Genomic DNA, 24,166 nt, shown 5'->3' with positions numbered 1-24,166 from the left:
CTCAGGGAGATCAGAAACCAGACGTTGAAGCGGAACTCCACGACGTTCCGCAGTCGAACAACGTCACGGGTGGCCGTTCGTGCTTCTCAGGAGGTCGAGGATGGCGGCTTCCTTGGACGGGGCCTGGATGGGTCGGGCCACCACCAGCGATGTCGCGATCGGCGCTCAGCCCTGCGTTGGGCCGCGTCCAGATAGTCCTCGCGCGCCGCATCAAAGACCTCGTGAGGAAGACTCAGCGTTGCACGGCTCAACTGGCGTCCTACCAGCAGATCGCTGATTGCCCCCGGGATCTCCCGCGTCCCCCGAGCACCTTTCACGGACCGCCTGAGCTGCACGCCCTGCTCCGTGAGCCGCATCCCCCAGGATGAGTCGACCTCAGCAAGGCTGGAACCGACCAGGACCGCTATTGCCGTCTCTACCCGTTCCCGGGAAGGGACGTCGGCCTGCAGCATGTCCCACCCCGGCAGCAGCGCACGGAGCGACGAGGAGCGCCTCCCATCATGCAGCAGGGTCACGAGCGTTGCAGCGTCATCCATGTCTATGCGGTCCACGCCGTTCAGGCTAGCGCACTCCGAGCCGCCACCGCCTCGGGAACAATCACCGTCTCGGAAGAACGTTAAGTTCCCCAACACTTCGGCCGAGGATTCCCGGGAGGTACCGGAGCTGACTCAGACGTTAAAGCGGAACTCCACCACGTTCCGTCACCAAACAACCCGTTGTAGAACAGGGGGTACGCTGACGAACATACTGGTCGACCATCACGAGATCCGGATTTCGACGGCTACTGCGACCCCATGGTCCGCCGGCTGCTTGAGGACTAATGTTCCCTAGCGTCGCAGCGAGCGGCCAATCTGGCTGATAGCGGCATCATAGGCCACATCCCAGATCCAGCCAGCAGCCGGTGCACCGGCCAGCTCCAGTGACACCAGCCCGTGGACTTGGCCCCACACGACGGCGACCATCGAGGCGATCTCGTCATCCGCTGCTCCGGGCAGCGCTGCGGCAACCGCGGCGAACAGCGGCGCGATCGACGGCTCAGTGGCACCCGGCGTCGGCCGACACGGCACCTGGCCGGCCAGTGAGCCGCCGAACATCAGGCCGTAGAGGATCGGATGCTCCAGTGCCCAAGTTCGGTAAGCCCGGCCCAATGCTTCGAGGCCGGCAGCGGCGACCTCTTGTTGGGAGGCAGCAAAGGAAGCGAAGCCATCGTCGAGCACGGCAGTCAACAGCTCCGCCTTGCCCCCGAAGAGCGAATACACCGCCGTCGTCGACGTCCCAGCGGTAGCGGCAATACTGCGCAGCGATAAGGAGGCGGCGCCGTCGCGGGCGATGAGGGAGGCTGCGGTGTCGAGCAGCCTGCGACGCAGGGTCTCATCGTGGACTATGGGTCTTGCCATAGGACAAGTATGGCATAACACTGTTCTGTAACAGCGTTATGAATAGGAGAAGCCCATGTCGGAGCAAGTGCACGCAGGACGTTTCACTGCCGATCCCGGAGGCGGCCCGGTGACAATCTTCCTGATTGGGATGCGCGCCAACCGGTGGTGGCAATTCGGGAAAGTGGCAAGGGTGGGGGCGGCCATGCCCAGGATGCTTGCCCACCTGGCCAAGACGCCGGAGGCTGGATTGTTGGGCTACCAGCAATGGTTCGGGCGGACGACCATCATGATCAGCTACTGGAGGAGCCCGGAGCATCTGCAGCGGTTCGCGGCCGACCGGTCGGCGCCGCACCTTGAGCCCTGGCGCCGATTCATGCGCGAATCCGCCGGTACTGGCGACATCGGCGTATGGCACGAAACCTACGAGACGATGCCCGGTGGCAGGGAAAGCGTGTATACCGATATGCCGGTCTTCGGGCTGGCAGCCGCTACCGGTCACGTACCAGTGGGAGCGGGACTGAACACCGCACGCCAGCGCTTGGAGGCAGACGAGGTAAGTTGGCGTCTGTCCGAATGAGCCGTCTAGATTGCAGTTTCTCACTGTGCAAGGTCCCCGGCCAATAGTGAAGGCAGAGCCTGTTGATTGGAGTCATCGCCGCGATTCTCCGCCACGGACGGCGACCCGGCACGCTTCCGGTGAACCCGGCGCAGCAAGCCTCACCACCGTGCGAACGGGCCGCAGCACTCCCGAAACAAATCCAAAGTTCCTACGAGGAGAAGAAACTAAATGCCGACTTTCAACGGCCCCGAAACAGGACCCGCTGTCGCCCATTTCGAAACACCGCGCCTTCATGCCCGCCCATTCCATCCGGCAGATGCAGAAGCCTTTGCCGCCTATCGCGCCCAGCCCCAGGTCGAGCGGTACCAAAGCTGGAGCAATTACACCCTTGAACAAGGTCGCACCCTCATCAACTCGATGCAAAACATCCAGCCCGGCATACCGGGAGAGTGGTACCAGTTCGCCCTCGAAAGACGTGCCGACGGCATTCTCATCGGCGATGTTGCATTAAAGGTGAACGACACTGAAAAGAGCGAGGCGGAATTGGGATTTACGCTAGCGCCCGAGCACCAGGGGCACGGGTATGGCCGTGAGGCGGTTCTGGGGCTCCTCGGCTACGCCTTCGAGCAGTTGCATCTCCACCGCATACTAGCTGTCACCGACGCGCTCAACGATTCTGCGGCCCGGCTTCTTGAGAGGGTGGGAATGCGGAGGGAAGCCCACTTCCACGAAAACGTCTTTTTCAAAGGTACGTGGGGAAGCGAGTTCGTCTTCGGAATACTGGACCGGGAGTGGACTGCAGGTCCACGGAGCGTACCGGATCTGCCTCCGACGGAATCGGGCCATAAGGAAACGACCGGGATGGCCCCCTCCCCGGTCGGCATCAAGGGGTTAGCTGTGAAATGACTCGTGAGCGCTGGTAAGGGAAAGACCCGCATCGCCTCGCGTTGGAGTCGCAGGTCATTGGGTATCCGGGGAAAAACCCCGAAATTTCCTATGCACCCGGACTCCGTCCGAAGGTCCTCGACGCTACGACTATCAATTCTGTTACAAGAAATGCCGCCCTCGTACGTTTCACGGAGGGCGGCATTTCTACTGATTCAGGCGAAGAATCTACACATTAAATCTAAATTCCACGACGTCGCCGTCGGCCATGATGTATTCCTTGCCTTCGATCCGGACCTTGCCGCGGGCCTTCGCCTCGGCCATGGAACCGGCCTCGATCAGGTCATCGAAGGAGACGACCTCGGCCTTGATGAAGCCGCGCTGGAAATCGGAGTGGATCACGCCGGCCGCCTGCGGGGCAGTGTCGCCCTGGCGGATGGTCCACGCGCGGGTTTCCTTGGGGCCGGCCGTCAGGTAGGTCTGCAGTCCGAGGGTGTGGAAGCCGACGCGGGCCAGCTGGTCCAGCCCGGATTCATCCTGGCCGTTCATTTCCAGCATCTCGCGGGCTTCTGCCTCGTCGAGCTCCACCAGGTCGGACTCGAGCTTGGCGTCCAGGAAGATGGCGTCGGCGGGGGCCACGAGGGCCCGCAGTTCCGCCTGCTTCTCCGGACTGCCGAGGATTCCCTCGTCGGAGTTGAAGACATAGATGAAGGGTTTGGCCGTGAGCAGGCCGAGTTCCTTGAGGTGCTCCATCTCCAGCTTGTCGCTCTTGATGGACGAGAAGATGGTGTCGCCGCGTTCCAGCACTGCCTGCGCCGCCAGGATGGCCGCCAGTTCGGCGGCCTCCCGCTTCTTGATCTTGACTTCTTTTTCGATCCGCGGGATGGCCTTTTCGATGGTCTGCAGATCGGCCAGGATCAGCTCGGTGTTGATCGTCTCCATGTCGGAGCTGGGATCGACCTTGCCGTCGACGTGGATGACGTCCGGGTCATCGAACACGCGGACAACCTGCGCGATGGCCTCGGCCTCACGGATGTTGGCGAGGAACTGGTTGCCGAGGCCCTCGCCCTCGGAGGCGCCCTTGACGATGCCGGCGATATCCACGAAGGACACGGCGGCGGGCAGCAGGCGCGCGGAGCCGAAGATGCCGGCCAGCTTTTCAAGCCGGGCATCCGGCAGGTTCACGACGCCGATGTTGGGCTCGATCGTGGCGAACGGATAGTTCGCCGCGAGGACCTGGTTGCGGGTCAGTGCGTTGAAAAGGGTTGATTTGCCGACGTTGGGCAGTCCGACGATGCCAATAGTAAGAGCCACGAGCATATATTCTACCCGCACCAGCCGCCGGCCGTTGCTGCGGCCTGCGGCTGCGCCTGTGCGGCGGCAGGGTGCCGGCGCGGGCGCGGGGCGGTGTGGGGCGGTGTGGGGTGTTCCCGGGGCGTTGTCGGGTGGTGCGGCGGGTACATCCCGGAGTGTTTCCGGGTGTTCCAGGGTGTTCCGGGCGTCGAAGCCAAAACTGTCACAGGGGCATGTCACAGTGAAGGCATGGAAGCTTTTTCTCTGATTCTCGCCCTGCTCATGCTGCTCACGGGCGCCGTCACCGGCGCCGCCGTCGTCTATGTCCTGCTGCGCCGGCGCTATCTGGCCGTGGAACAGGACTTCGACGGCGTGTCAGCCCGGCTGTCCGAGGTCAGCGCCCAGTTCGCCGCCGCCGACGCCGAGAGGCGCCTGCTCGCGGCCCAGAACCGGGAACTCGGCGAGTCCCGGAACCACGACGGCAGTGTGCTCCGTGCGCTGGCGCCGGTGGCAGAAAAGCTCACTGCCGTGCAGCAGCAGGTATCCCTGCTCGAACGCGACCGGCTGGAGCAGTACGGCCAGCTGGCCCAGCAGCTGCAGGAGGCCCGCCTGTCCGATGAGCAGCTGCTGCGGTCCACGCATGCGCTGGAGTCCGCTCTGCGCTCCAACAGCGCCCGCGGCCAGTGGGGCGAGGTCCAGCTGCGCCGGGTGGTCGAGGCGGCAGGCATGCTGCGGCACGTGGACTTCCACGAACAGCTCCACAGCGGGCAGGGCCACAGCTCCGGCATGGACGGCAGCCTCCGGCCCGACCTCGTGGTGCAGCTGCCCGGCGACAAGCAGCTGGTGGTCGACGCAAAGGTCCCGCTGGCGTCGTATCTTGCCGCCCAGGACCTCGGCGCCGCCCAGGCGGGCCAGCAGTCCTCGCAGCTGCCCGGCAGCCAGCAGGCGCACCTCGCCGCCCATGCCAAGGCCCTGAAGGCCCATGTGGACGCGCTGGGCAGCAAGAAGTATTGGGACATCCCAGGCAACTCTCCGGAGCTGGTGGTCTGCTTCCTGCCGGCGGAATCAATCCTGGCCGCCGCCCTCACGGCCGACCCGGCCCTGCTGGACTACGCGCTGGCCAAGAACGTGGTCCTGGCCTCCCCCGGGACCCTGCTGGCGGTGCTGAAGTCGGTGGCGTTCACGTGGCGGCAGGACGTGTTGACGGACAGCGCCCGGGAACTCTTCGAGCTCGCCCGGCAGCTCTACGACCGGATGGGCACGCTCGGCGAGAACGTCACCAAGCTGGGGTCCTCGCTGAAGACCTCGGTTGAGCGGTACAACTCCATGGTCGGGACCCTTGAGGCGCGCGTCCTGCCGACCGCGAGGAAACTCAACGCCCTGGAAGCCGCCGGACTGGCCACTCCCCCCGCCGTCGAAGTTACACCGCGGGCAGTCGCGGCCCCGGAACTTCAGTCTCGTGACGAGTCAGAAGAGTCCGCGGCCTAGGTGCCCTGCGCTTGGGTCTCCGTACCCAGGACTGTCCAGTGCTTAGGACTGTCCGGTACCCAGGACTGTCCAGTGCTTAGGAGTGTCCGGTGCCTAGGACTGTTCGGGGCGGGTGCCGCGGCCGCCGAGGGCGCGGGTGACGTCGCCGGCCTGCTTCAGGGTGGCCCGGAGCTCCTTCGGCAGGGAGAACAGGAGGTCTTCCTCGGCCGTGACGACTTCCTCGACCGATCCGTAGCCGTAGTCGGCGAGAAGCCGCAGCACATCCTTGACGAGGACTTCCGGGACAGAGGCCCCCGACGTCACGCCCACCGTGGCGACGCCCTCGAACCACGTCTCGTCAACCTCGTTGGCGAAGTCGACCCGGTAGGAGGCCTTGGCGCCGTATTCCAGCGCCACCTCCACGAGGCGGACCGAGTTTGAGGAGTTGGCGGAGCCCACCACGATCACCAGGTCCGCCTGGGGCGAGATCTTCTTGATGGCCACCTGGCGGTTCGTGGTGGCGTAGCAGATGTCGTCGCTGGGCGGGTCCTGCAGGGTGGGGAACCGCTCCTTGAGCAGGCGCACGGTCTCCATGGTTTCGTCCACGCTGAGGGTGGTCTGCGAGAGCCAGATGACCTTTTCCGGGTCGCGGACCGTGACCTTGTCGACCTCGTGCGGGCCGTTGATGATCTGGATGTGTTCGGGGGCCTCGCCGGCGGTGCCTTCGACTTCCTCATGGCCGTCGTGGCCGATCAGCAGGATGTCGAAGTCATCCTTGGCGAACCGGACGGCTTCGCGGTGCACCTTGGTGACCAGCGGGCAGGTCGCGTCAATGGTGCGCAGGCCGCGGTCCTCGGCGGACTGGACGACGGCGGGCGAGACTCCGTGCGCGGAAAAGATCACGAGGGCGCCTTCCGGAACCTCGTCGGTTTCATCGACGAAGATGGCGCCCTTTTCCTCCAGGGAGCTGACCACATGGACGTTGTGCACGATCTGCTTGCGGACGTAGACCGGCGGGCCGTAGTGTTCCAGGGCTTTTTCCACCGCGATGACTGCACGGTCCACGCCGGCACAGTAGCCGCGCGGGGCTGCCAGGAGGACCTTTTTGGGACCGGCGACCGGGGCCGCGGCCAGGACGTCTTCCGGGGAACGCCGCCTGCGCGGAACGGATGGCATCGGAACGGAGACAGCGGTGGTGGTCATGCTCCCATGCTACCGGTGTTCAATCCTGCCCCGTTTGCGGCCGCCGGCGACCCGGACAGCCACTCCCGTGGCTACCAGTGCTGCTCCCGCGACGGCAGCAGCGACGATCCACTGGCCGAAGCTGGCAGAGCACGCCGCGACGAACTCGTTCTTGAACAGCTCCGCCACATCGTTACCGCTCGAGGTCCCGGCGACAGCGGCGCCGGCGGCATCGCTGGCAAGCTTCCATACCCCCGCGAGCACCAGCGTCCCAACGCCCATTCCGACCAGCACGGTCCACCGGCGTCGGGCCGCAACGAACGCCAGAATGAAGGCGATGGCCGCGCCGACGGCAACGGCGTAGCCCATCGGGGCGTAGACGGTGACGCGTTCGATCATCTGGCGCTGGTCGGACTGCCCGATATGGATCAGCACCTGGCCGGGCGCCTCCAGCGGAAGGGTGGTCGCCGCAGTGACCTGCTTGGCCACCAGCCCGGCAAGCGGCGCGACATCCAGGGTGAGCGAGGACGACCCGTCAACCTCCGGCGGCAGCGTGCTGGGGTCGGCGAACGTGAGGCGGTGGCTCTTGCGCAGGGTTTCAGCCCAGGCCTCGGGGTAGCCGGGCAGTCCCGTCAGCGAGCGCGCCGCGCTGTCCAGGACCGGCCGGGCCAGCTCCGTGAAGGCTTCGGGAATGCCGGCGCTGGCGGCCAGGCCGTCGACGGCGGCCGCGGCCAGCCGCTGCTGGAACGCCGGGTCCTTGCCCAGCGGCGCGGTCAGGGCAACGAAGCCCTCTTCCTGGACGATGTTCTGGTCCACCCACATGGCTGGAACGGCGACGGCTGCCATCAGGAGCCCGATGAGGACGGCGACGGCAGAGACAAAAGTGCGCAAGGGATTCCTAGGAGGTTGATGGCATCCCTCCCATCCTAGGGCGGGGCCGGGCGCGGCCATAAAGTCGGACCCCGGTGGTAGAGCTATGGATAGAGTTGACAGAGACAACTTCCGGCTGCCGGCCGGCCCACCCGCCGGGGAGCGGGCCGCCGGCAGTCGCGGTGTAAGGACATGCAGTAAGCGGCACGCAGCAAAGGACACGCACACATATGCACAAGGCACTCCACCAGGCACTCCCGGCCATGGAGCCCACGCATGCCTGAGGACGCGGCGGCGGCCACCACGCTACCGGCCACCGCGGCCCAAACCAGTCCGGACAACCCCTGGCCGCTGCAGTTGCTGTCCCAGAAGCTCAAGATGCATATCGACCGCGCGCCCTCGGCATGGGTTGAGGGGCAGGTAATCGAACTCAACCGGCGTGGCAGCAACGCCTACCTGACCCTGCGGGACATCGACGCCGAAATCTCGCTGCCGGCATCGGTCTGGACCACAGTGCTGGACCGCCAGGCCGCCCCGCTGGAACGCGGTTCCCGGGTTGTAGCCCTGATCAAGGCCGAATTTTGGCTCAAGACGGGCCGGCTGAACATGTCTGTGAAGGACATCCGGCCCGTGGGCCTCGGCGACCTCCTGGCCAGGATCGAGCGGCTGCGCCAGGCCCTCGCCGCCGAAGGACTCTTTGCCGATTCGCGCAAAAAGCGGCTTCCATTGCTCCCGCACCGGATCGGCCTGATCACCGGCCGCGACTCTGACGCCAAGAAGGATGTACTGCGCAATGCCGCCCTGCGCTGGCCGGCCGTCGAATTCGAGATCCGCGAAGTAGCGGTCCAGGGGAACACCGCCGTAGCCCAGATGATCGCGGCCTTGCGGGAACTCGACGCCCACCCCGTGGTCGACGTCATCGTCATCGCCCGCGGCGGGGGCGCCCTCGAGGACCTGTTGCCGTTCAGCAGCGAGGAGCTCATCCGGGCCGTCGCGGACGCGTCCACCCCCGTAGTGAGCGCGATCGGGCACGAAGCGGACCGGCCTATCCTCGATGACGTCGCAGACCTCAGGGCATCAACGCCCACCGACGCCGCGAAGAGGATAGTTCCCGACGTCGCCGAGGAGCTTGTCAGGGTCCGGCAGGCACGGGACCAGCTCCGTCGCGGGGTCACCCGGCTCGTTGAACGCGAGGGCGACCGGCTGGCCTCCCTGCGTTCGCGCCCCGTGCTGCTCTCCCCCGACGTCATGATCAGCCAGCGCCACGAGGACGTCGAACGGCTCAAGGTCCGCTCGCACTCGGCGATCAGCGCCGCCGTCGTGCGGGCAGCGGACCAACTGATCCACCTCAAGGCGCAGGTGCGCGCACTCTCGCCGCAAAAGACACTGGATCGCGGCTACGCGGTGGTCCAGCTCGCCGGCGACGGAAACGCCCCCGCGGCGCACCGGGACGTTGTGCGCCATCCGTCCCAGGTGCCCGCCGGCACGGACCTCACGGTTCGGGTGGCCGGCGGCCGGTTCACGGCCCAATCCACCGGCGGCCAGGAACCGGCCGAGGAATAACCCCGGCGGACGGACGTGCCCACACGGCCACCCGTCAGCGCCACAGAACACGGCCACCCGTCAGCGCCCCGAACAGGCACCCCCGTCAGCACCACAGACAGCGTCACCGCGGCACAAACCGCGACAATCAAGGAGCACCCACATGGCAGCAGAACCCAACCCGAACGCCGACATCGAGGCCCTCAGCTACGAGGACGCCCGCGAGCAGCTGGTCGCCGTGGTGGGCAAGCTGGAGGCCGGCGGCGCAAGCCTGGAGGAATCGCTTGCGCTGTGGGAACGCGGCGAAGCGCTGGCCAAGCGCTGCGAACAGTGGCTGGAAGGCGCCCGCAAGCGGCTCGCCGCGGCCCGGGACCAGGCCGCGGACAAGAGCTAGGCACCGGCACGCCGCGGCGTGCCGGTTCCCTCCGTATTAGGAGCGCTCGACCAGATCCCGTTCCAGATCGACGTCGAACTCCGGATCCGGCCACTGCAGCTTCAGCCCTTCCAGGGCGTCCAGCATCAGCTGCTGCACCGCGATGCGGGCGTACCACTTCTTGTTGGCCGGCACGACGTACCAGGGCGCGATGTCAGTGGCCGTCTTCTCGAACGCCTCCTGGTACGCATCCATGTAGTCGTTCCAGAAGGCGCGCTCCTTGAGGTCGGTGCTGCTGTACTTCCACACCTTGGTTTCGTCATCCAGCCTGGCGAGCAGCCGGTCCTTCTGCTCGTCCCGGCTGATGTTGAGCATGACCTTGACCACCGTGGTCCCGGCTGCCGCCTGCCTTGCCTCGAATTCGTTGATGGCCTTGTAGCGCCGCTCCAGTTCCTCGGGACTTGCCCAGCGGTGGACCCGGTGAATCAGGACGTCCTCGTAATGCGAGCGGTCAAAGACGCCCACCATGCCGGCCCCCGGCACTGCCTTCTCGATCCGCCAGAGGAAATCGTAGGATTTCTCCTCCGGGGTCGGCGCCTTGAAGGACTTGAGCTGGACACCCTGCGGGTCCATCTGGCCCATGACATGGTTGACGATCCCGCCCTTGCCTGCGGTATCCATCGCCTGCAGGACCAGCAGGATGCGCTTGGTGCCGCCGAACCGGGATTCGGCGAAAAGCTGCTCCTGCAGGGTGGTCAGCTTGCCATCGAGCTCTGCCAGGAGCGCCTCGCCGTCGGATTTCCCGCCCGGGTAGCCCGGGGTGGAGTCCGGGTCGCAGTCCTTCAGCTTGAATTTTTTTCCGACCAGCAGCGTCTCGGCGGGGTGCCGCTCGAACATCACAGCATCTGTCATGGAAAGCCTCTTTCCAGTTTCGTGCAGCCGCTGCGCGGGCGAGTCCCCGAGCTCCGCTGCTGACCGAAGCCTAGTTCCCCTTATACCGGCTCAGGAAGTCCGCCATGCGGTTGATTGCTTCCTCGAGGTCCTTGACGTTCGGCAGCGTCACCATCCGGAAGTGGTCCGGCCGGACCCAGTTGAACGCCCTTCCGTGGGACAGCAGGATCTTCTGCTCGCGGAGCAGGTCCAGGACAAATTTCTCGTCGTCGCGGATGTGGTAGACCTCGGGGTCCAGCTTCGGGAACAGATACATGGCCCCGCGCGCCTGCTGCGTGCTGACGCCCGGGATGGCGTTGAGCATGTCATAGGCCTTGTTCCGCTGTTCCAGGAGGCGCCCGCCGGGCAGGATGAGGTCGTTGATGCTCTGGTAGCCGCCGAGGGCGGTCTGGATGGCGTGCTGGGCCGGCACATTGGCGCAGAGGCGCATGTTGGCCAGCAGGTTGATGCCCTCGAGGTAGTCCGCGGCGGCCTTTTTCGGCCCGGAGATGGCCATCCAGCCGGCCCGGAAGCCGCAGACTCTGTAGGCCTTGGAGAGCCCGCTGAACGTCAGGCACAGGACATCGTCGCCGGTGAGCGAGGCGAGGTTTACGTGTACCGCGTCTTCGTAGAGGATCTTCTCGTAGATTTCGTCGGCGAAGAGCACCAGGCCGTGTTTCTCCGCGAGGGCAACGATCTTCTTCAGCGTCGCCTTCGGGTACACCGCACCTGTCGGGTTGTTCGGGTTGATGACCACGATGCCCTTGGTGCGCGGCGTGATCTTCGCTTCCATGTCCTCGAGGTCGGGCTGCCAGCCGGATTCTTCGTCGCAGAGGTAGTGCACGGGCTTCCCGCCGGCCAGGGCAACCGAGGCCGTCCACAGCGGGTAGTCCGGGGTGGGGATGAGGACCTCATCGCCGTCGTCGAGCAGGGCCATGAGCGACATTGTGATCAGTTCGCTGACGCCGTTGCCGAGGTAGATGTCATCCACGTGGATGTTCTGGATCCCGCGGGTCTGGTAGTACTGCGAGACGGCGGTGCGGGCCGAAAAAATGCCGCGCGAGTCGCTGTAGCCCTGGGCATGCGGCAGGTGGCGGATCATGTCCACCAGGATCGCGTCCGGCGCTTCAAACCCGAACGGGGCCGGGTTTCCGATGTTCAGTTTGAGGATGCGATGACCCTCCGCCTCCATCTGCTGGGCGGCCTGAAGAATCGGTCCACGGATGTCGTAAAGGACATTATGAAGCTTGGTGGACTGCTTGAATTCTGCCATTCATCAAATATGCCATATGGAGGATGTACTTCCGCTGAGACATGACTCACACACGGGCGCCGCAGTAACAACAACGACGCCGGTGCCCGGGCTGTAAGCCCGGACACCGGCGTCGCAGAGTCGCCAGTGCCTACTGCTGGGCGAGGCCCTTTTCCTTCAGCCACGCGTCGGCGGCATCTTTCGGGTTCTGCTTCTGGCTGCCGCTCACGGCACGGTTGAGGTTGATGAGGTCTTCCGTGGTGAGGACCTTGGACACCGCGTTGAGCGTTTCCTTTGCCTTGTCCGTCATCTTGGCCGAGTTGTACAGCGGCAGCACCTGCTGGGCGATGAAGTTGTTCTTCGGATCCTCCAGCACCACGAGGTCGTTGTCCGGGATGGACGGGGTGGTGGTGTAGATGTCCGCGACCTGGACCTGGTCCGAGAGCAGCGCCTTGAGCGTGACGGCGCCGCCGCCGTCGCTGAACGGCTCGAGTTTCTTGGGCACACAGTTGTAGTTCTTCGCCAGGCCCGGCAGGCCGTAGGCGCGCTCGGCGAAGGTCGCCGGGGCGCCGATGACGAGATCGCCGCAGACCTTCGCCATGTCTTCGATGGACTTCAGCTGGTGCTTCTCGGCCGTGGCCTTGGTGACCACCATGGCGTCCTTGTCCTCAGCCTTGGAGGCATCGAGCACGGCCAGGCCCTGCGGGAGCTTGGTCGGGAGTGCCTTCGCGATGTCTTCGGCGGAGACCTCGGTGGCGTCCTTGTTTACATACAGCAGCAGGTTGCCGCTGTAGTCGGGAACAACGTCCACCGAGCCGTCCTGGACTGCTTTGATGTAGACCTCGCGCGAGCCGATGTTCGGCTTGGTGCTGGCGGTGACGCCCGCGGCGTTCAGGGCACCGGCGTAGACCTCGGCCAGGATCTGGCTCTCGGGGAAATCAGCCGACCCGATCACCAGGGCACCGCCGGAACCGGAGGCGGCACCGCTGCTGGCCGGGGCCGAGCTCAGCGGGTTTGATGAGCCTCCGCAGGCGGACAGGGCCATGGCCAGGCCGACGCCGACGGCCAGGCCGCCGAATGCGCGCCGGCCAAGGCCTCGTTGGCGGGATTCCTTCATGACGTACCTCCTTGAACAACAGTCTCCGCGATCACGGGGTCTGTGAGATCAACCGCAGCCTGCTGGCTGCGGTTCGGCTTGGATGAGGCGCCCCGTGACAGGAACAGCCTCTGAATAAGGGCAAGGATAAGGTCGACGCTGATGGCAAGGGCGGCGATCAGCAGCGAGCCTCCCAGCATTTGCGGGAAGTCGGAGAGCACGAGCCCGTCGAACAGGTAACGGCCCAGGCCGCCCAGGTTGATGTAGGCGACCACGGAAACGGTGGCGATCACCTGGAGCACCCCGGTCCGGAACCCGCCGTACATCACCGGCAGCGCGTTCGGGAATTCCGCCCGGAACAGGACCTGCCACTCGGTCATGCCCATGGCGCGGGCGGCATCCACCACGTTGCGGTCGACGCTGGAGATTCCGGCGTAGGTGCCGGCGAGCAGCGGCGGCACGGTCAGGATCACGAGAGCCCAGATCGGCGGCATCAGCCCGATGCCGGCGAGCAGGACGAACAAGGTGAGCAAGCCGAGGGTGGGCAGGGCGCGCAGCGCGCCCGCGACTGACACGATCGCAACCCGCCCGCGGCCGGTATGCCCGACGAACAGGCCGATCGGGACGGCGATGGCGATGGCGATCACCATCACCAGGCCGGTGTAGAACAGGTGTTCGGCCAGGCGCACCGGGATTCCGGCACTGCCGGACCAGTTCTCCGGATCGCTGAGCCAGGCAAAGGTGTCCGTGACGACGTTATTCACGCGTTTCCCCCTCCGGTCTTGGGACGCGAAAACCGCATCGCCGCAGCGGCGGGGCCAGTCCTGTCCGGGCCCGCGCCCGAACCGGTGCTGCCACCCGTGGCCGCCGCGGCCCGGGTCCAGGGCGTCAGCAGCCGTTCAAGCAGCACCAGGACGGCGTCCATCAGCAGCGCCAGGAGAAGGATGGCGATGATGCCCACCACCACTTCGGTGACGAAGTCACGCTGGAGGCCGGAGGTGAAGAGCATTCCGAGGTTGCCGATGCCGAGCAGTGCCGCGACGCTGACCAGCGAGATATTGCTGACCGAGACCACGCGCAGCCCGGCGAACAGCACCGGCAAGGACAGCGGCAGGTCGATCTGCATGAAGCGGGCGAAGGGTTTGAAGCCCATGGCGACGGCGGCCTGCCGCAGGTCCTCGTCCACCGAGTCGAAGGCATCCAGCGTGGCGCGCACCAGCAGGGCGATGGCGTAGATGGTCAGGGCCACCACCACGTTGACCGGATCCAGGATCCGGGTTCCGAGGATGGTCGGCAGGATGATGAAAAGCGCCAGCGAGGGGATCGTGTACAGCAGCGAGGACCCGGTGAGCACCAAGGACCGGAGCGCGCGGCTCTGCCGGGCGAGCTGGGCCAGCGGAACGGCTATGAGGACCCCGAACACCATCGGCAGGATGGCCAGGATGAGGTGCTGGCCGGCGAGGCTGAAGACTTCGGCCCTGTTGGCCAGGAACCACTCCATCAGAGCCCTCCGTGCCGGACGTTGCGGTCTGACTCGATGACGGCGAGGACTTCGGCGGCTCCGATGACTCCGGCCACCCGGCCGTCGTCGTCCACGGCGACGCCGAGGCCCGAGGGTGAGGACAGGGCCGCGTCCAGTGCCCGGCGGAGCGTGTCCCCCTTCCGGAACAGGGAGCCTCCGGGAACCATCGCCGGGGCGGTTCCGGTGGCGCGGCGGGGCCCGGCCCAGCCCAGGGGCCGGAGAGCGTCGTCGACCACCAGCTGCCATTCATCGGAGCTGCCCTCAGCCCTGAGCTGATCGGGCGTGAGAGTGGGGACGGGGTGGATGGTGACACCGTCCGAGGGGCTGAACGCAAGGTGCCGGAACCCGCGGTCACGGCCCACGAAGGAGGCCACGAACTCGTTTGCCGGGGCCCGCAGGATCTCCGCCGGGGCGGCGTACTGCGCCAGCTTGCCGCCGACGGCGAACACGGCCACTTTGTCGCCCAGGACGGTGGCCTCGTCGATGTCGTGGGTGACGAAGACGATCGTCTTGGCCAGGTCGTGCTGGAGCCGGAGGAGCTCCTTCTGGAGTTCGTCGCGGACCACCGGGTCCACGGCGCTGAAGGGCTCGTCCATGAGCAGCACCGGAGGATCGGCCGCGAGTGCCCGGGCCACGCCTACGCGCTGCTGCTGTCCGCCCGAGAGCTGGGACGGGTACCGCTTGCCGAGCGAGGAGGCCAGCCCGACGACGTCGAGCAGTTCCTGGGCGCGCTTGCGGGCGTCGGCTTTGGACACGCCGTTGAGCCGGGGAACGGTGGCGATGTTGTCCAGCACGGAGCGGTGCGGCATCAACCCGGAGGACTGCATGACGTAGCCCATGGACCGCCGCAGCTGCGCGGCAGGGACTGAAGTGACATCTGCCCCGTCCACGGTGATGACGCCGGACGTGGGCTCCACCATGCGGTTGATCATCCGCAGGGACGTGGTCTTACCGCAGCCGGAGGGTCCGACGAAGACAGTGATGGCGCCCTTATCGATGGACATGGTCAGCCCGTCAACGGCGGCCTGACCGCCCTGGTACTGCTTGGTGACGTTCTGGAACTCGATCATGGCTTCGGCCATTTCCGGGCTTACCTAACTGTTGGCGGCAACATTGGTCGGGCCAGCGCACGGTTCGTCAGTGTGCTGGCCATAAAGCAGTTAGCTCATAGACTAACCAGCACCCCGGACTATGTCAGCGGCGCGGGGCTCCCGTAAGGCTTCGGAAGCACAACGATTTTGGATGGGTGGCGCGCCGGAAATCCTTCCGGCGCGCCACCGCGGCCCTTGTCTCACCCGGCGGTGTGCTTCAGCGGGGCCGCCGTGCACCCTTCGCGCCACTGTTATTTCTGCTATTTCCGTCCTGGCGGCTCTTTCCGCCGCCGTGCGCGTTCTCGTGGTTGTCCCGTTCGGCCGACCGCTGGCTCTTGCCCGCTACGACGATCTTCTGGTGCCATTCGCGCTGGTAGGCGCGCCGCGCGGCCGCGTCGTGGCGGCGCGCCAGGGCGGCGAGTTCGCGTTGCAGCTTCAGGTAGCTGGCCCACCGGCGGTCCTCCAGTACGCCGTCGGCGAGCGCGGCCTGCACGGCACAGCCGGGCTCCCGGCCGTGCGCGCAGTCCGAGAAGCGGCAGTGCTCGAAGAGCCCTTCGAGGTCGCCGAACATCTCCTCCATTCCTCCCTCGGCGTCGAAGACCCCGAAGCCGCGCACCCCCGGCGTGTCCATCAGGACGGCGCCGCCGGGCAGGGGAACGAGCGCGCGGGACGTGGTGGTGTGCCTGCCCTTGCCGTCGCCCGCCCGCACTGCCCCCGTCTCTTGGGCCGGGACGCCGGCGAGGGCATTGATGAGCGTGGATTTTCCGGCGCCAGAGGGCCCCAGCAGCACCAGCGTGCCGCCGGGCGGCAGATGGCCCAGCACTTCGTCGAGGCCATCGCCGTTCTCGGCAGAGGTGGTGACGACGTCGACGCCGGCTGCCTGGCGCACGACCGTCGCCACGACGTCGTCCGCGAGGTCCGCGATGTCCGCCTTCGTGATGATCACGAGCGGCGTGGCACCGGAGTCCCACGCCGCAACCAGGGTCCGTTCGAGCCGGTTGTGCGTGAGCGGACGATCCACCGGAACGACGATCCCGACGACGTCCATGTTGGCGCCAAGGACCTGCGCCTCGGACGAGGCCTCGAAGGCACGCTTGCGGCTCAGCTCCGAGTGGCGGGGCAGGATGCCCACGATGGCGGGCTCCCCCGCCGCGTTCGGACCCAGCCAGACCCAGTCCCCGGTGGCGGGAAGCTCCCCGCCGCGCGGGTAGGGCAGGTGGGCGGTTCCGCCGCCCTCGGCCACCAGGACGAGGTTGCGGTCCACCCGGATGACGCGGCCAGGGCGGTCGCCGCCCGGCACCGGCTGGGCCGCGAACCGCTCGGCGACGCCAGCCGTGTAGCCGTAGAGGACAGGCCCCTCGGGGCCAGACTCATCGGAGGGCACGGCCGTATGAGGCACGGACGTATGAGGCACAGATGAATGAGGTTCGGATGAATTGGTAATGAGGGCGCTGCCGGCGCCCCGGGATGCAGGATGAATGGTCAACGAAAACCCTTTGGTGGGGCCCCGTGGTGCGGCGCATTGCGGGCGGCGGCGGTTTGGATGCCGCGCGCGGAGACTAGCGCTCGATGGCTAGGCTGCGCCGTGGGACGGGGCAGGAGTAATGACATGGCTTGTATCGGTGCGCTGCGCGCTCAGAAATATCGCAGTCATTGCTTCCACCTCCCCGTCGATTGCCGGTCTGCTGCGGCCGGCGGTTTCTACAGGATAGCGATGGTGCCCGTGCCTGGCCAGCGGTTTAGCCGGAAAGTTTTCCGTTCAACGGCCGCTCACGGTACAAACGCAGCCCGGCATCCACGAGCGAGACCCGGTTTAGCTGCGCCACCTCATCCAGTGGAATCCAGGCCGCGTGGGTGGTGCTGCCGTTCACTTCGTGACGCAGCTCCCCGCCCGTGATCGTCGCCTCATAGACCAGCCGGAGCGACTGGAAGTCCCGTACGCCGCCGTCGAGCCGGACTTCGGACGGCCAGTGCCCGACGTCGATCCCCAGCATGGCGCCGACCTCGGCGTCGTAACCGGTTTCCTCGTGAATCTCGCGTCGGCACCCGTCCACCGGGTGTTCAGCCAGGTCCAGGCCGCCGCCGGGCAGCGTCCAGCCCTCGCGGCCGTCCTGCTTCCAGTACGCCAGGAGGATCCCGGCATCGCGGATGATGACGGCGTAGGCGGCGGGCCGGGTGTCGAATTGCATGCTCATCCCCCCAGCGTAGTGGCCGGAGGATTGCCTCCGCCTAGCCCTGTTCCGCCACCAGCTGCAGCACCCCGAACACCGGCTCCTGCGCCAGGACCCGGACATCGGTGATCCCCGCGGCGGCCAGTGCCGTGCGGAACGACTCCTGGAGCCCCGGCACGTTCATGCCGAGTCCGCCGCCCAGGATGACGGGGCCCTCGATGCCGAGCTGCCGGACGGTCTGCGCGGCGAGGTCGGCGAGGTCGCGCCCGGCCTGCTCCATGAGGGCCCGGCTCGGCGCATGCCCGGCGTCTGCAGCCTCCACCACGAGACGGGCCTGCTGGGCCCAGAACCGGCGCCCGGTCTCGGGCGAGTGGAACATGGCGATCAGCTTGTTCGGGTCATCCACCCCGCAGGATGCCAGCAGGGCAGTGGAGAGTTCGTCGGGTTCCAGCCCCTGGTTCATCCGGCGCAGGCTGTGGCGGACTGCCTCCCGGCCCAGCCAGTAGCCGCTGCCCTCGTCGCCGAGCAGGTAGCCCCAGCCCCCGGCCCGGGCCTCCTCGCCGCGGCCGTTCTTGCCCCACGCGGCCGATCCGGTGCCGGCGATGACGGCGACGCCGGTGCTGGCGCCGCCTGCGGCAAGCAGCAGCCGGGAGTCGTGGACCACAGTGATCCGGGCACCGGGCACGTGCGGGGCAATCAGTGCCGCGAGCGCCGCGGCGTCGTCATCGGTGTCGATGCCGCCGGCTCCGGCGTAGACCTGGGCGACGTCTCCCCCGCCGATCCTGGCGAAGAGTTCCGCGAGGTTGAAGGCGGCTTCCTCGGGGCTGACGTTCTGGACATTGGAGCTGCCCACCGATTCATCGGCAACGGGCGCGCCGTCCTCGAACCTGACGCCCCGGGTTTTGGTGCCGCCGATGTCCAGTCCGATCACGGCACCTGTCCTCGCCGTGGCAGATGGCGTGGTGGAAGATGGAACGGAGTCCGCCGCCGGCGGCATATCAGTGTTAGTCACTGGATCAGGTTACTGAATCGCTGCAAGGAGCCCGCAATGCCCCACGATCTTTTCGGCACACCCGTCATCGCGGCGCCCATGGCCGGCGGCACCTCCACACCGGCCTTCGTCGAGGCCGTGCACCGGGCCGGCGGGCTGGGCTTCCTCGCGGCCGGCTACAAGAGCGTGGCGGCCATGCAGGCGGAAATCCGCACCATCCGGGAGTCCGGCGCCCGGTTCGGCATGAATGTGTTTGTCCCGGATCCGGCCCAGCTGCCGCCCTCCGCGGCGGTGCTGGCGGAACTCGAGGACTACCGGCGGCAGCTGCGCCCCGACGCCCGGCGCTACGGCGTCGAGCTTCCGCAGTTGCGGCTCGACGACGACGACGAATGGCAGGGAAAGATCGATGCCCTGCTCTCAGAGCCCGTGGAGCTGGTCAGTTTCGCCTTCGGGCTGCCCGGCCCGGACGTCGTTCGGGCCCTGCAGCGGGCGGGGTCGGCGGTGCTGGCCACTGTCACCACCGCGGCCGAGGCCGTGCAGGCGGCAGGGCAAGGCGTGGACGCCCTCGTCGTGCAGCACACGAGCGCCGGCGGACACAGCGCAGCGTTCCTTCCGGCCCCGGAGCCGCAACCGGCTTACACAGCGGAGCCGGGCGGCACAACTGCGCAGCCGGGCGGCACGACGGCGGAGCTGCTCGCCGAGGTGCGGTCCGCCGTCGACCTTCCGCTGGTGGCTGCGGGCGGCATCATGGATGCGGCCGGGCTGGACGCCGTGCTGCGTGCCGGGGCCGTCGCAGCCCAGCTCGGCACCGCGTTTCTCCGCACTGACCAAAGCGGCGCCAAGCAGCTGCACAAAGATGCCCTGGCCGATCCGCACTTCACCCGAACCCGGCTGACACGCGCATTCACCGGCCGGCAGGCCCGGGCCCTGGAGAACGAATTCGTCCGCGACCACCCCGAGGCGCCGGAGGCCTACCCTGCCGTCCACCACCTCACGGCGCCCCTGCGGGCCGCGGCCACCGCAGCCGGCGACGCGGAACGCCTGAACCTGTGGGCGGGCACGGGCTGGCAGAAGGCACAAGCCGGACCCGTGGCCGGCGTCGTGCAAGGGCTGCTCGCCGGCCGCTGACCGCCGCCGCCCCCCGCCGACCCCGTCCGACCCCCACCATCGGAATCCGGCCGGACCTGGCCGAACTCCGAAGTCGCCGGAAACGTGCCAAACCGCCGTCACCTTACGGCGACCTCGGGGCCCACCGGCGACCTGAGCGCACCGGCCCCGGCACACCCGTCGGCCCGGCTCAGCCTGCCGAGCGTTCGCGCACGAAGCCTGCCAGGAGCGCCGGACCGTCGCGGAGCACGAATTCGCGGAACAAGCGCACGGGATCGGACTCGCCATCGGCCACGGCATTCCGCGAAACCGGCTCCCGCCAAGCGAGGCCGATCTCGCGGAACGCCAGGACTGAATCCAGGGGAATCTCAACCCAGCCCGGTCCGCCGTCGTCGGCTTCGGTGCCCCGCGACGGGTGGTGGCTGTTTTGTGCGGCTCTGCCGGGTGCGGAGCCGCCGGGCGGCAGAATGCTGACGCCGAGCCCGGCCGAGACGAGGCCGCGGACGGTGTGCGAGTCCTGGCTCTCGAAGGCAATGCGCGGGCGGAACCCCGCCTCCCGGAACAACGCGTCGGTCAGCGAGCGCATGCCGTAGCCGGACCCCATCGCCACGAAGGGCTCCTGCCGGATCTCGGCAACCTTGGCCCGACGGCGGCCGGCCAGGGCATGCCGGTGGTGGACCACCAGACGCAACGGTTCGCGGTACAGCGCGGCCGAACCGATTCGCTTGCTGGGTGTGGCAACGGGTGCCGTGAGCGCCACGTCGGCGGAGCCCGCGGCCAGTTCCGCGAGGCAGCCGTCCCGTGCACCCTGGCTGAGGTCAAAGGCAGTCTGCGGGTGCCTGCTCCGGAACGCACTGATGAGCAGCGGCAGCATTGCCTCGCCGAAGGTGTGCTGGAACGACACGGCGATCCGGCCGCGGACCACCTCCGACTCGTGCCTGACGCTGTCCAGCCCCGTCTGGAATTCGGCCAGGGCAGCCTCGACGTGGGGCATGAGCGCCTTCGCCGCGGGCGTCAACCGCACGCCCCGGCCGTCCCGGATCAGCAGCTCCGTCCCCACGATGGCACTGGCCCGCGCAATGGCACGGCTCACGGTCGACTGCGGCAGGCCCAGGAGCTCGGCCGTCTCGGTAATGTGCTCCGTCCGCCCCAGTTCCGCCAGCATCGGCAGCAGGGGCAGCAGCTGCACGAGCTGCCTGTGTTCGACGTCCATGTTCCCCTCCAGCACACTGATCCATATTTGCTATCTATTCTATGGAAATCATGCATTGGAAGCATCCCTCGGGCAGGCTTTAGCCTGAAGGCATGCCACGCATTTCCGCACCCACCGGCACCGGCCCACGCCCTGCGGCCAAGGACGCAGCTGATCCTGCAGCCAACGCTGCCGCATGGGCGGGCCACCCGAAGGGCTCCACGGCCTACCGCCGGATCCTCGCAGGGCTTGCCTTTGCCGGCGTCGCAACCTTCGCCCAGCTCTACTCCACCCAGGCGGTGCTCCCGCTCCTGGCGGCGGATCTTCGCGTCTCGGCCGCCGAGGCCGCGCTGACCATCTCCCTGGCAACGGTAGGGCTGGCCCTGACGGTGCTCCCCTGGTCCTTCCTGGCCGACCGGATCGGCCGGGTCCGGGCAATGATGTGGGGCATCACCGCGGCCACCGTCCTGGGCCTGCTGGTCCCCCTGGCCCCCAGCTTCCCCGTGCTGCTGTGCCTGCGGATGCTGGAGGGAATGGCCCTCGGCGGCATCCCGGCGATCGCGATCGCGTATCTCAACGAGGAAGTCAACAAGGCCCATGCCGCCGTCGCCGCCGGGAGCTATGTCGCCGGGACCACCCTGGGCGGCCTGGCCGGCCGGCTGGTCGCCGGGCCTGCGGGCGAACTGTGGGGCTGGCGGGCCGCGGCCCTGGCGGTATCCGTTCTGGCTACCGGAGCGGCAGTCCTGTTCCTTGTTCTGGTGCCCCGGGCCAAGGGCTTCACCGCCGCGGCCGCGGGCGGCTTCCGCGGGGCCTTCGGCACGCTGGCCGGCCATGGCCGCAATCCCCGGCTCCTGGCCCTGTACGTCCAGGCATTCCTGCTCATGGGCGGTTTCGTGGCCGTCTACAACTACCTCGGATTCCGGCTCTCAGGGGAACCGTTCAGCCTGCCCGCCACCGCGATCAGCCTGATCTTCCTGGCCTACCTCTCCGGAACCGTCTCGGCGCGCTGGGCAGCGGGCCTGACGTCGCGGTTCGGCCGGCGCACCGTCCTGATCGCCGGCACCGCACTGATGGCAGGCGGCCTGGCCCTGACGCTCACGGAACAGCTGACCGCGATCCTGGCGGGATTGCTGCTGTTCACGGGCGGCTTCTTCGCGGCACACAGCATCGGATCCGGCTGGACCGGGCTGATCGCCACGACGGGCCGGGCGCAGGCCGCCTCGCTGTACAACCTTGCCTACTACCTCGGCTCCAGCGTGCTTGGCTGGGCCGGCGGCCTGGTCTTCCAGCGGTTCGGCTGGAGGGCCCTTGCGCTGACGGTCATCGGACTGGCCGGCGCGACGGCGGCAATCACCGCCGTCGCGCATCCCGCGCCGGTGCCCGCAGCCGGCACCGCGGCCGCCGGCAGGGTCACGGCATCGGGCTAGGCACCGGACCCGCGGGCTACTGCGTTGCCTCGATCGCCTGCACGAGGTCGGCGACGATGTCGGCCGGGTCCTCCAGCCCCACCGAGATCCGCAGCAGGTTAGCGTGCGGCTTGGCCGCGGCTTCGACCGGCCGGTGGGTCAGGCCGGCCGGGTGCTGGATGAGGGTATCGATCCCGCCGAGGGACACGGCGTGGGTGATCATGCCGACGGCGGCCGGGATCCGCTCGGCGTGCTCGGCGCTGGCGAGCTCGAAGGCCATGAGCGATCCCGGCCCGGACATCTGTGTGCCCACCAGGCCCTGCGGGTCGCATTCGGCCAGTCCCGGGTAGTAAACCCGCCTCACGAGCCCGTGCCCTGCCAGGGCAACCGCGACTTTTTCGGCGCCGGCCTGCTGGGCGCGGACCCGGACCGGGAGCGTTGCCAGCCCGCGGTGCAGCAGGTACGCCGGCCACGGGGTCAGGATGCCGCCGGTCACGGCCCGGATCTGGCGCAGGCGCACCGCCCATTCAGAGCCTGCGGCCACCACGCCGCCCATGGCGTCCCCGTGGCCGCCCAGGAACTTCGTGGCGCTGTGCAGCACCATGGCCGCGCCGTGCTTGAAGGGTTGCTGCAGTACCGGGCTGGCGAAGGTGTTGTCTACCAGGAGCGGCACACCGTCGGCGGCGGCTGCCACGCGGGAGATGTCCACCAGCTCGAGGGTCGGGTTGGCCGGCGTCTCGAGGATCACCAGGCCGGTGTCCGGGCGGAGGGCAGCGCCGACGCCCTCCGGCGTCGTGAAGGTGACCTCGTTGCCAAGGACGCCGGAGGCCAAAAGGTAGTCGCTGCCGCCGTACAGCGGACGCACGGCGACAACGTGCTTCTTGCCCGCCGCCACAACCGCGAGGAGCACGGCGCTCAGCGCCGCCATTCCGGTGGCAAAGGCGACAGACTCGGGCGTGCCTTCCAGGACAGCGACGCCTTCTTCGAAGCGTGCCACCGTGGGGTTCCACAGCCGCTGGTAGACCGTGCTTTGCCCCTCCACATGTGAGCCGCCGGTGGCCATGTGCTCGTAGGCAAGGCCTCCGTCGTGCACGGACGGCAGGGGCGCCGTCGTGGACAGATCGATGGGCACCGCGTGGACGCCCAGTTCCGTGAGCCCGCTCCGGCCTGCGTGGACCGCCAATGAATCTTGAGAAAGCACCCTTGCTCCTTACGAATATTCACCATTGAATTCCGCAAGTATCTGGCAATAATTCGCGCTTTTGTAGAGGATCTGAATGGAACTGTCGGATAACGCCGTTTATGATGAACGGAGAACACTACTAGGAGGATCCGTGAGCAGCACCGCGAAGAATGTTCGGCCGGGAGCCAGCGAGCCGCTGGACGCGATCGACGAGCGCCTGCTCGCTGCCCTCGTCGCGGACGCCCGCATCTCGAACAAACAGCTGGCAGAGCTCGTGGGGATCGCGCCGTCGACCGCGCTGATGCGCACCCGCGCCCTGTCCGAGCGCGGCATCATCGAGGGCTTCGAGGCCAATCTGAGCCTGTCCGCGATCGGGCGTTCGGTCCAGGCCCTCATTGCGGTCCGGCTCCGGGCCCATGACCGCGAGCAGATCGACCGTTTCACTGCCCGGGTGCCCAAACTGCCGGCAGTGCTCTCGACCTTCCACACGTCCGGGTCAGTGGACTACCTGCTGCACATCGCCGTCGCCACCACCGAGGACCTCCGGGACTGGGTTCTGGACAACCTGGCCACCGACCCCGTGGTGGGCCACACCGAAACCACGCTGGTCTTCGACCACATCCAGGGCAACCACGGCCCGCTGCCCTAACGGGCCCGGCCGGCGCAGTTAGACCC

Annotated in this window: 23 protein-coding genes; 8 read left to right on the top strand and 15 right to left on the bottom strand. The window is 67.5% G+C overall.

The window, feature by feature from the left end:
* Nucleotides 1-827: 827 nt before the first annotated feature.
* Entirely contained in the window at nt 828-1,397 is a 570-nt protein-coding gene (locus AC1DDH_RS15340) for a TetR/AcrR family transcriptional regulator (RefSeq protein WP_476850334.1), read from the bottom strand.
* A 55-nt stretch (nt 1,398-1,452) separates the two neighbouring features.
* Here AC1DDH_RS15340 and AC1DDH_RS15335 point away from each other — a divergent pair, with 55 nt between their 5' ends.
* Nucleotides 1,453-1,956, top strand: a complete 504-nt coding sequence (locus tag AC1DDH_RS15335; protein ID WP_476955758.1) for a DUF4188 domain-containing protein — start codon at nt 1,453-1,455, stop codon at nt 1,954-1,956.
* Between the two features lie 210 nt (nt 1,957-2,166).
* The gene (locus tag AC1DDH_RS15330; RefSeq protein ID WP_476850332.1) at nt 2,167-2,844 is read left to right on the top strand and encodes a GNAT family N-acetyltransferase; all 678 of its coding nucleotides are present in this window, start codon (nt 2,167-2,169) and stop codon (nt 2,842-2,844) included.
* 207 nt (nt 2,845-3,051) lie between these two features.
* Here AC1DDH_RS15330 and ychF read toward each other — a convergent pair whose 3' ends face one another.
* Nucleotides 3,052-4,137 carry a redox-regulated ATPase YchF gene (gene ychF / locus AC1DDH_RS15325; protein ID WP_028275710.1) on the bottom strand — a complete coding sequence of 362 codons (1,086 nt, stop codon included), beginning with the start codon at nt 4,135-4,137 and terminating at the stop codon, nt 3,052-3,054.
* Between the two features lie 228 nt (nt 4,138-4,365).
* Here ychF and AC1DDH_RS15320 point away from each other — a divergent pair, with 228 nt between their 5' ends.
* Nucleotides 4,366-5,604, top strand: coding sequence for a DNA recombination protein RmuC (locus AC1DDH_RS15320; RefSeq protein WP_476955757.1), 1,239 nt, complete (start codon nt 4,366-4,368; stop codon nt 5,602-5,604).
* Nucleotides 5,605-5,697: 93 nt separating this feature from the next.
* Here AC1DDH_RS15320 and AC1DDH_RS15315 read toward each other — a convergent pair whose 3' ends face one another.
* Both AC1DDH_RS15315 and AC1DDH_RS15310 read right to left on the bottom strand, forming a co-directional pair.
* A complete protein-coding gene (locus AC1DDH_RS15315; protein ID WP_018773787.1) occupies nt 5,698-6,786 on the bottom strand; it encodes a 4-hydroxy-3-methylbut-2-enyl diphosphate reductase in 1,089 nt (362 codons plus the stop codon).
* A gap of 9 nt (nt 6,787-6,795) precedes the next feature.
* Nucleotides 6,796-7,656 (bottom strand): hypothetical protein, encoded by an 861-nt coding sequence (locus AC1DDH_RS15310; protein WP_230009061.1) that lies wholly within the window; start codon nt 7,654-7,656, stop codon nt 6,796-6,798.
* A gap of 255 nt (nt 7,657-7,911) precedes the next feature.
* Between AC1DDH_RS15310 and xseA the strand changes: the two genes are divergently transcribed.
* Together xseA and AC1DDH_RS15300 are read left to right on the top strand one after the other, a co-directional pair.
* Complete coding sequence (xseA, locus tag AC1DDH_RS15305) at nt 7,912-9,198, top strand: exodeoxyribonuclease VII large subunit (RefSeq protein WP_476955756.1); 1,287 nt, start codon at nt 7,912-7,914, stop codon at nt 9,196-9,198.
* Between the two features lie 142 nt (nt 9,199-9,340).
* Entirely contained in the window at nt 9,341-9,571 is a 231-nt protein-coding gene (locus AC1DDH_RS15300; protein WP_476850329.1) for an exodeoxyribonuclease VII small subunit, read from the top strand.
* Between the two features lie 36 nt (nt 9,572-9,607).
* Here the strand turns inward: AC1DDH_RS15300 and AC1DDH_RS15295 are convergent, their stop codons facing one another.
* The 9 genes from AC1DDH_RS15295 to AC1DDH_RS15255 all read right to left on the bottom strand — a co-directional run bounded on the left by AC1DDH_RS15295 (nt 9,608) and on the right by AC1DDH_RS15255 (nt 18,609).
* A complete protein-coding gene (locus tag AC1DDH_RS15295) occupies nt 9,608-10,462 on the bottom strand; it encodes a polyphosphate kinase 2 family protein (RefSeq protein WP_476850328.1) in 855 nt (284 codons plus the stop codon).
* Nucleotides 10,463-10,532: 70 nt separating this feature from the next.
* Nucleotides 10,533-11,753, bottom strand: a complete 1,221-nt coding sequence (locus tag AC1DDH_RS15290; RefSeq protein WP_079550274.1) for a pyridoxal phosphate-dependent aminotransferase — start codon at nt 11,751-11,753, stop codon at nt 10,533-10,535.
* Between the two features lie 130 nt (nt 11,754-11,883).
* Nucleotides 11,884-12,849, bottom strand: a complete 966-nt coding sequence (locus AC1DDH_RS15285) for an ABC transporter substrate-binding protein (RefSeq protein ID WP_223913874.1) — start codon at nt 12,847-12,849, stop codon at nt 11,884-11,886.
* Nucleotides 12,846-13,592 (bottom strand): ABC transporter permease, encoded by a 747-nt coding sequence (locus AC1DDH_RS15280; RefSeq protein ID WP_223913873.1) that lies wholly within the window; start codon nt 13,590-13,592, stop codon nt 12,846-12,848. The genes AC1DDH_RS15285 and AC1DDH_RS15280 overlap by 4 nt, the downstream gene beginning before the upstream one ends.
* Entirely contained in the window at nt 13,589-14,329 is a 741-nt protein-coding gene (locus AC1DDH_RS15275) for an ABC transporter permease (protein ID WP_476858937.1), read from the bottom strand. The genes AC1DDH_RS15280 and AC1DDH_RS15275 overlap by 4 nt, the downstream gene beginning before the upstream one ends.
* Nucleotides 14,329-15,432, bottom strand: coding sequence for an ABC transporter ATP-binding protein (locus AC1DDH_RS15270; protein WP_476947236.1), 1,104 nt, complete (start codon nt 15,430-15,432; stop codon nt 14,329-14,331). Before AC1DDH_RS15270 ends, AC1DDH_RS15275 begins: the two co-directional genes overlap by 1 nt.
* Before the next feature lie 226 nt (nt 15,433-15,658).
* The gene (gene rsgA, locus AC1DDH_RS15265) at nt 15,659-16,825 is read right to left on the bottom strand and encodes a ribosome small subunit-dependent GTPase A (RefSeq protein ID WP_476955755.1); all 1,167 of its coding nucleotides are present in this window, start codon (nt 16,823-16,825) and stop codon (nt 15,659-15,661) included.
* 355 nt (nt 16,826-17,180) lie between these two features.
* Nucleotides 17,181-17,636 (bottom strand): NUDIX hydrolase, encoded by a 456-nt coding sequence (locus AC1DDH_RS15260; protein WP_028275721.1) that lies wholly within the window; start codon nt 17,634-17,636, stop codon nt 17,181-17,183.
* Between the two features lie 34 nt (nt 17,637-17,670).
* The gene (locus AC1DDH_RS15255) at nt 17,671-18,609 is read right to left on the bottom strand and encodes an N-acetylglucosamine kinase (RefSeq protein WP_476931165.1); all 939 of its coding nucleotides are present in this window, start codon (nt 18,607-18,609) and stop codon (nt 17,671-17,673) included.
* A gap of 51 nt (nt 18,610-18,660) precedes the next feature.
* Here AC1DDH_RS15255 and AC1DDH_RS15250 point away from each other — a divergent pair, with 51 nt between their 5' ends.
* On the top strand, nt 18,661-19,731 hold the full coding sequence (locus tag AC1DDH_RS15250; RefSeq protein WP_476955754.1) for a nitronate monooxygenase: 1,071 nt from the start codon (nt 18,661-18,663) through the stop codon (nt 19,729-19,731).
* Nucleotides 19,732-19,900: 169 nt separating this feature from the next.
* Here AC1DDH_RS15250 and AC1DDH_RS15245 read toward each other — a convergent pair whose 3' ends face one another.
* Nucleotides 19,901-20,923 (bottom strand): LysR family transcriptional regulator, encoded by a 1,023-nt coding sequence (locus AC1DDH_RS15245; RefSeq protein WP_476955753.1) that lies wholly within the window; start codon nt 20,921-20,923, stop codon nt 19,901-19,903.
* A gap of 92 nt (nt 20,924-21,015) precedes the next feature.
* Here AC1DDH_RS15245 and AC1DDH_RS15240 point away from each other — a divergent pair, with 92 nt between their 5' ends.
* On the top strand, nt 21,016-22,329 hold the full coding sequence (locus tag AC1DDH_RS15240; RefSeq protein WP_476955752.1) for an MFS transporter: 1,314 nt from the start codon (nt 21,016-21,018) through the stop codon (nt 22,327-22,329).
* Between the two features lie 16 nt (nt 22,330-22,345).
* Here the strand turns inward: AC1DDH_RS15240 and AC1DDH_RS15235 are convergent, their stop codons facing one another.
* Nucleotides 22,346-23,509 (bottom strand): trans-sulfuration enzyme family protein, encoded by a 1,164-nt coding sequence (locus tag AC1DDH_RS15235; RefSeq protein WP_476955751.1) that lies wholly within the window; start codon nt 23,507-23,509, stop codon nt 22,346-22,348.
* A gap of 133 nt (nt 23,510-23,642) precedes the next feature.
* Between AC1DDH_RS15235 and AC1DDH_RS15230 the strand changes: the two genes are divergently transcribed.
* On the top strand, nt 23,643-24,140 hold the full coding sequence (locus AC1DDH_RS15230; protein ID WP_018773770.1) for an Lrp/AsnC family transcriptional regulator: 498 nt from the start codon (nt 23,643-23,645) through the stop codon (nt 24,138-24,140).
* Nucleotides 24,141-24,166: the final 26 nt, after the last annotated feature.

It is taken from the genome of Arthrobacter sp. 10T425 (genome assembly GCF_056393985.1).
The sequence above is the reverse complement of the archived record's forward strand: the minus strand, read 5'-3'. Positions and strand labels throughout refer to the sequence as shown.

Bases quoted from the DNA above. Each gene is read 5' to 3' on its own strand.
- AC1DDH_RS15245 (WP_476955753.1), bottom strand. From the start codon at position 20,923: ATGGACGTCGAACACAGGCAGCTCGTGCAGCTGCTGCCCCTGCTGCCG.
- AC1DDH_RS15340 (WP_476850334.1), bottom strand. From the start codon at position 1,397: ATGGCAAGACCCATAGTCCACGATGAGACCCTGCGTCGCAGGCTGCTC.
- AC1DDH_RS15330 (WP_476850332.1), top strand. From the start codon at position 2,167: ATGCCGACTTTCAACGGCCCCGAAACAGGACCCGCTGTCGCCCATTTC.
- AC1DDH_RS15295 (WP_476850328.1), bottom strand. From the start codon at position 10,462: ATGACAGATGCTGTGATGTTCGAGCGGCACCCCGCCGAGACGCTGCTG.
- AC1DDH_RS15285 (WP_223913874.1), bottom strand. From the start codon at position 12,849: ATGAAGGAATCCCGCCAACGAGGCCTTGGCCGGCGCGCATTCGGCGGC.
- AC1DDH_RS15250 (WP_476955754.1), top strand. From the start codon at position 18,661: ATGCCCCACGATCTTTTCGGCACACCCGTCATCGCGGCGCCCATGGCC.
- AC1DDH_RS15260 (WP_028275721.1), bottom strand. From the start codon at position 17,636: ATGAGCATGCAATTCGACACCCGGCCCGCCGCCTACGCCGTCATCATC.
- AC1DDH_RS15270 (WP_476947236.1), bottom strand. From the start codon at position 15,432: ATGGCCGAAGCCATGATCGAGTTCCAGAACGTCACCAAGCAGTACCAG.
- AC1DDH_RS15335 (WP_476955758.1), top strand. From the start codon at position 1,453: ATGTCGGAGCAAGTGCACGCAGGACGTTTCACTGCCGATCCCGGAGGC.
- AC1DDH_RS15315 (WP_018773787.1), bottom strand. From the start codon at position 6,786: ATGACCACCACCGCTGTCTCCGTTCCGATGCCATCCGTTCCGCGCAGG.
- AC1DDH_RS15240 (WP_476955752.1), top strand. From the start codon at position 21,016: ATGCCACGCATTTCCGCACCCACCGGCACCGGCCCACGCCCTGCGGCC.
- AC1DDH_RS15255 (WP_476931165.1), bottom strand. From the start codon at position 18,609: ATGCCGCCGGCGGCGGACTCCGTTCCATCTTCCACCACGCCATCTGCC.
- AC1DDH_RS15290 (WP_079550274.1), bottom strand. From the start codon at position 11,753: ATGGCAGAATTCAAGCAGTCCACCAAGCTTCATAATGTCCTTTACGAC.
- AC1DDH_RS15275 (WP_476858937.1), bottom strand. From the start codon at position 14,329: ATGGAGTGGTTCCTGGCCAACAGGGCCGAAGTCTTCAGCCTCGCCGGC.
- xseA (WP_476955756.1), top strand. From the start codon at position 7,912: ATGCCTGAGGACGCGGCGGCGGCCACCACGCTACCGGCCACCGCGGCC.
- AC1DDH_RS15320 (WP_476955757.1), top strand. From the start codon at position 4,366: ATGGAAGCTTTTTCTCTGATTCTCGCCCTGCTCATGCTGCTCACGGGC.
- AC1DDH_RS15300 (WP_476850329.1), top strand. From the start codon at position 9,341: ATGGCAGCAGAACCCAACCCGAACGCCGACATCGAGGCCCTCAGCTAC.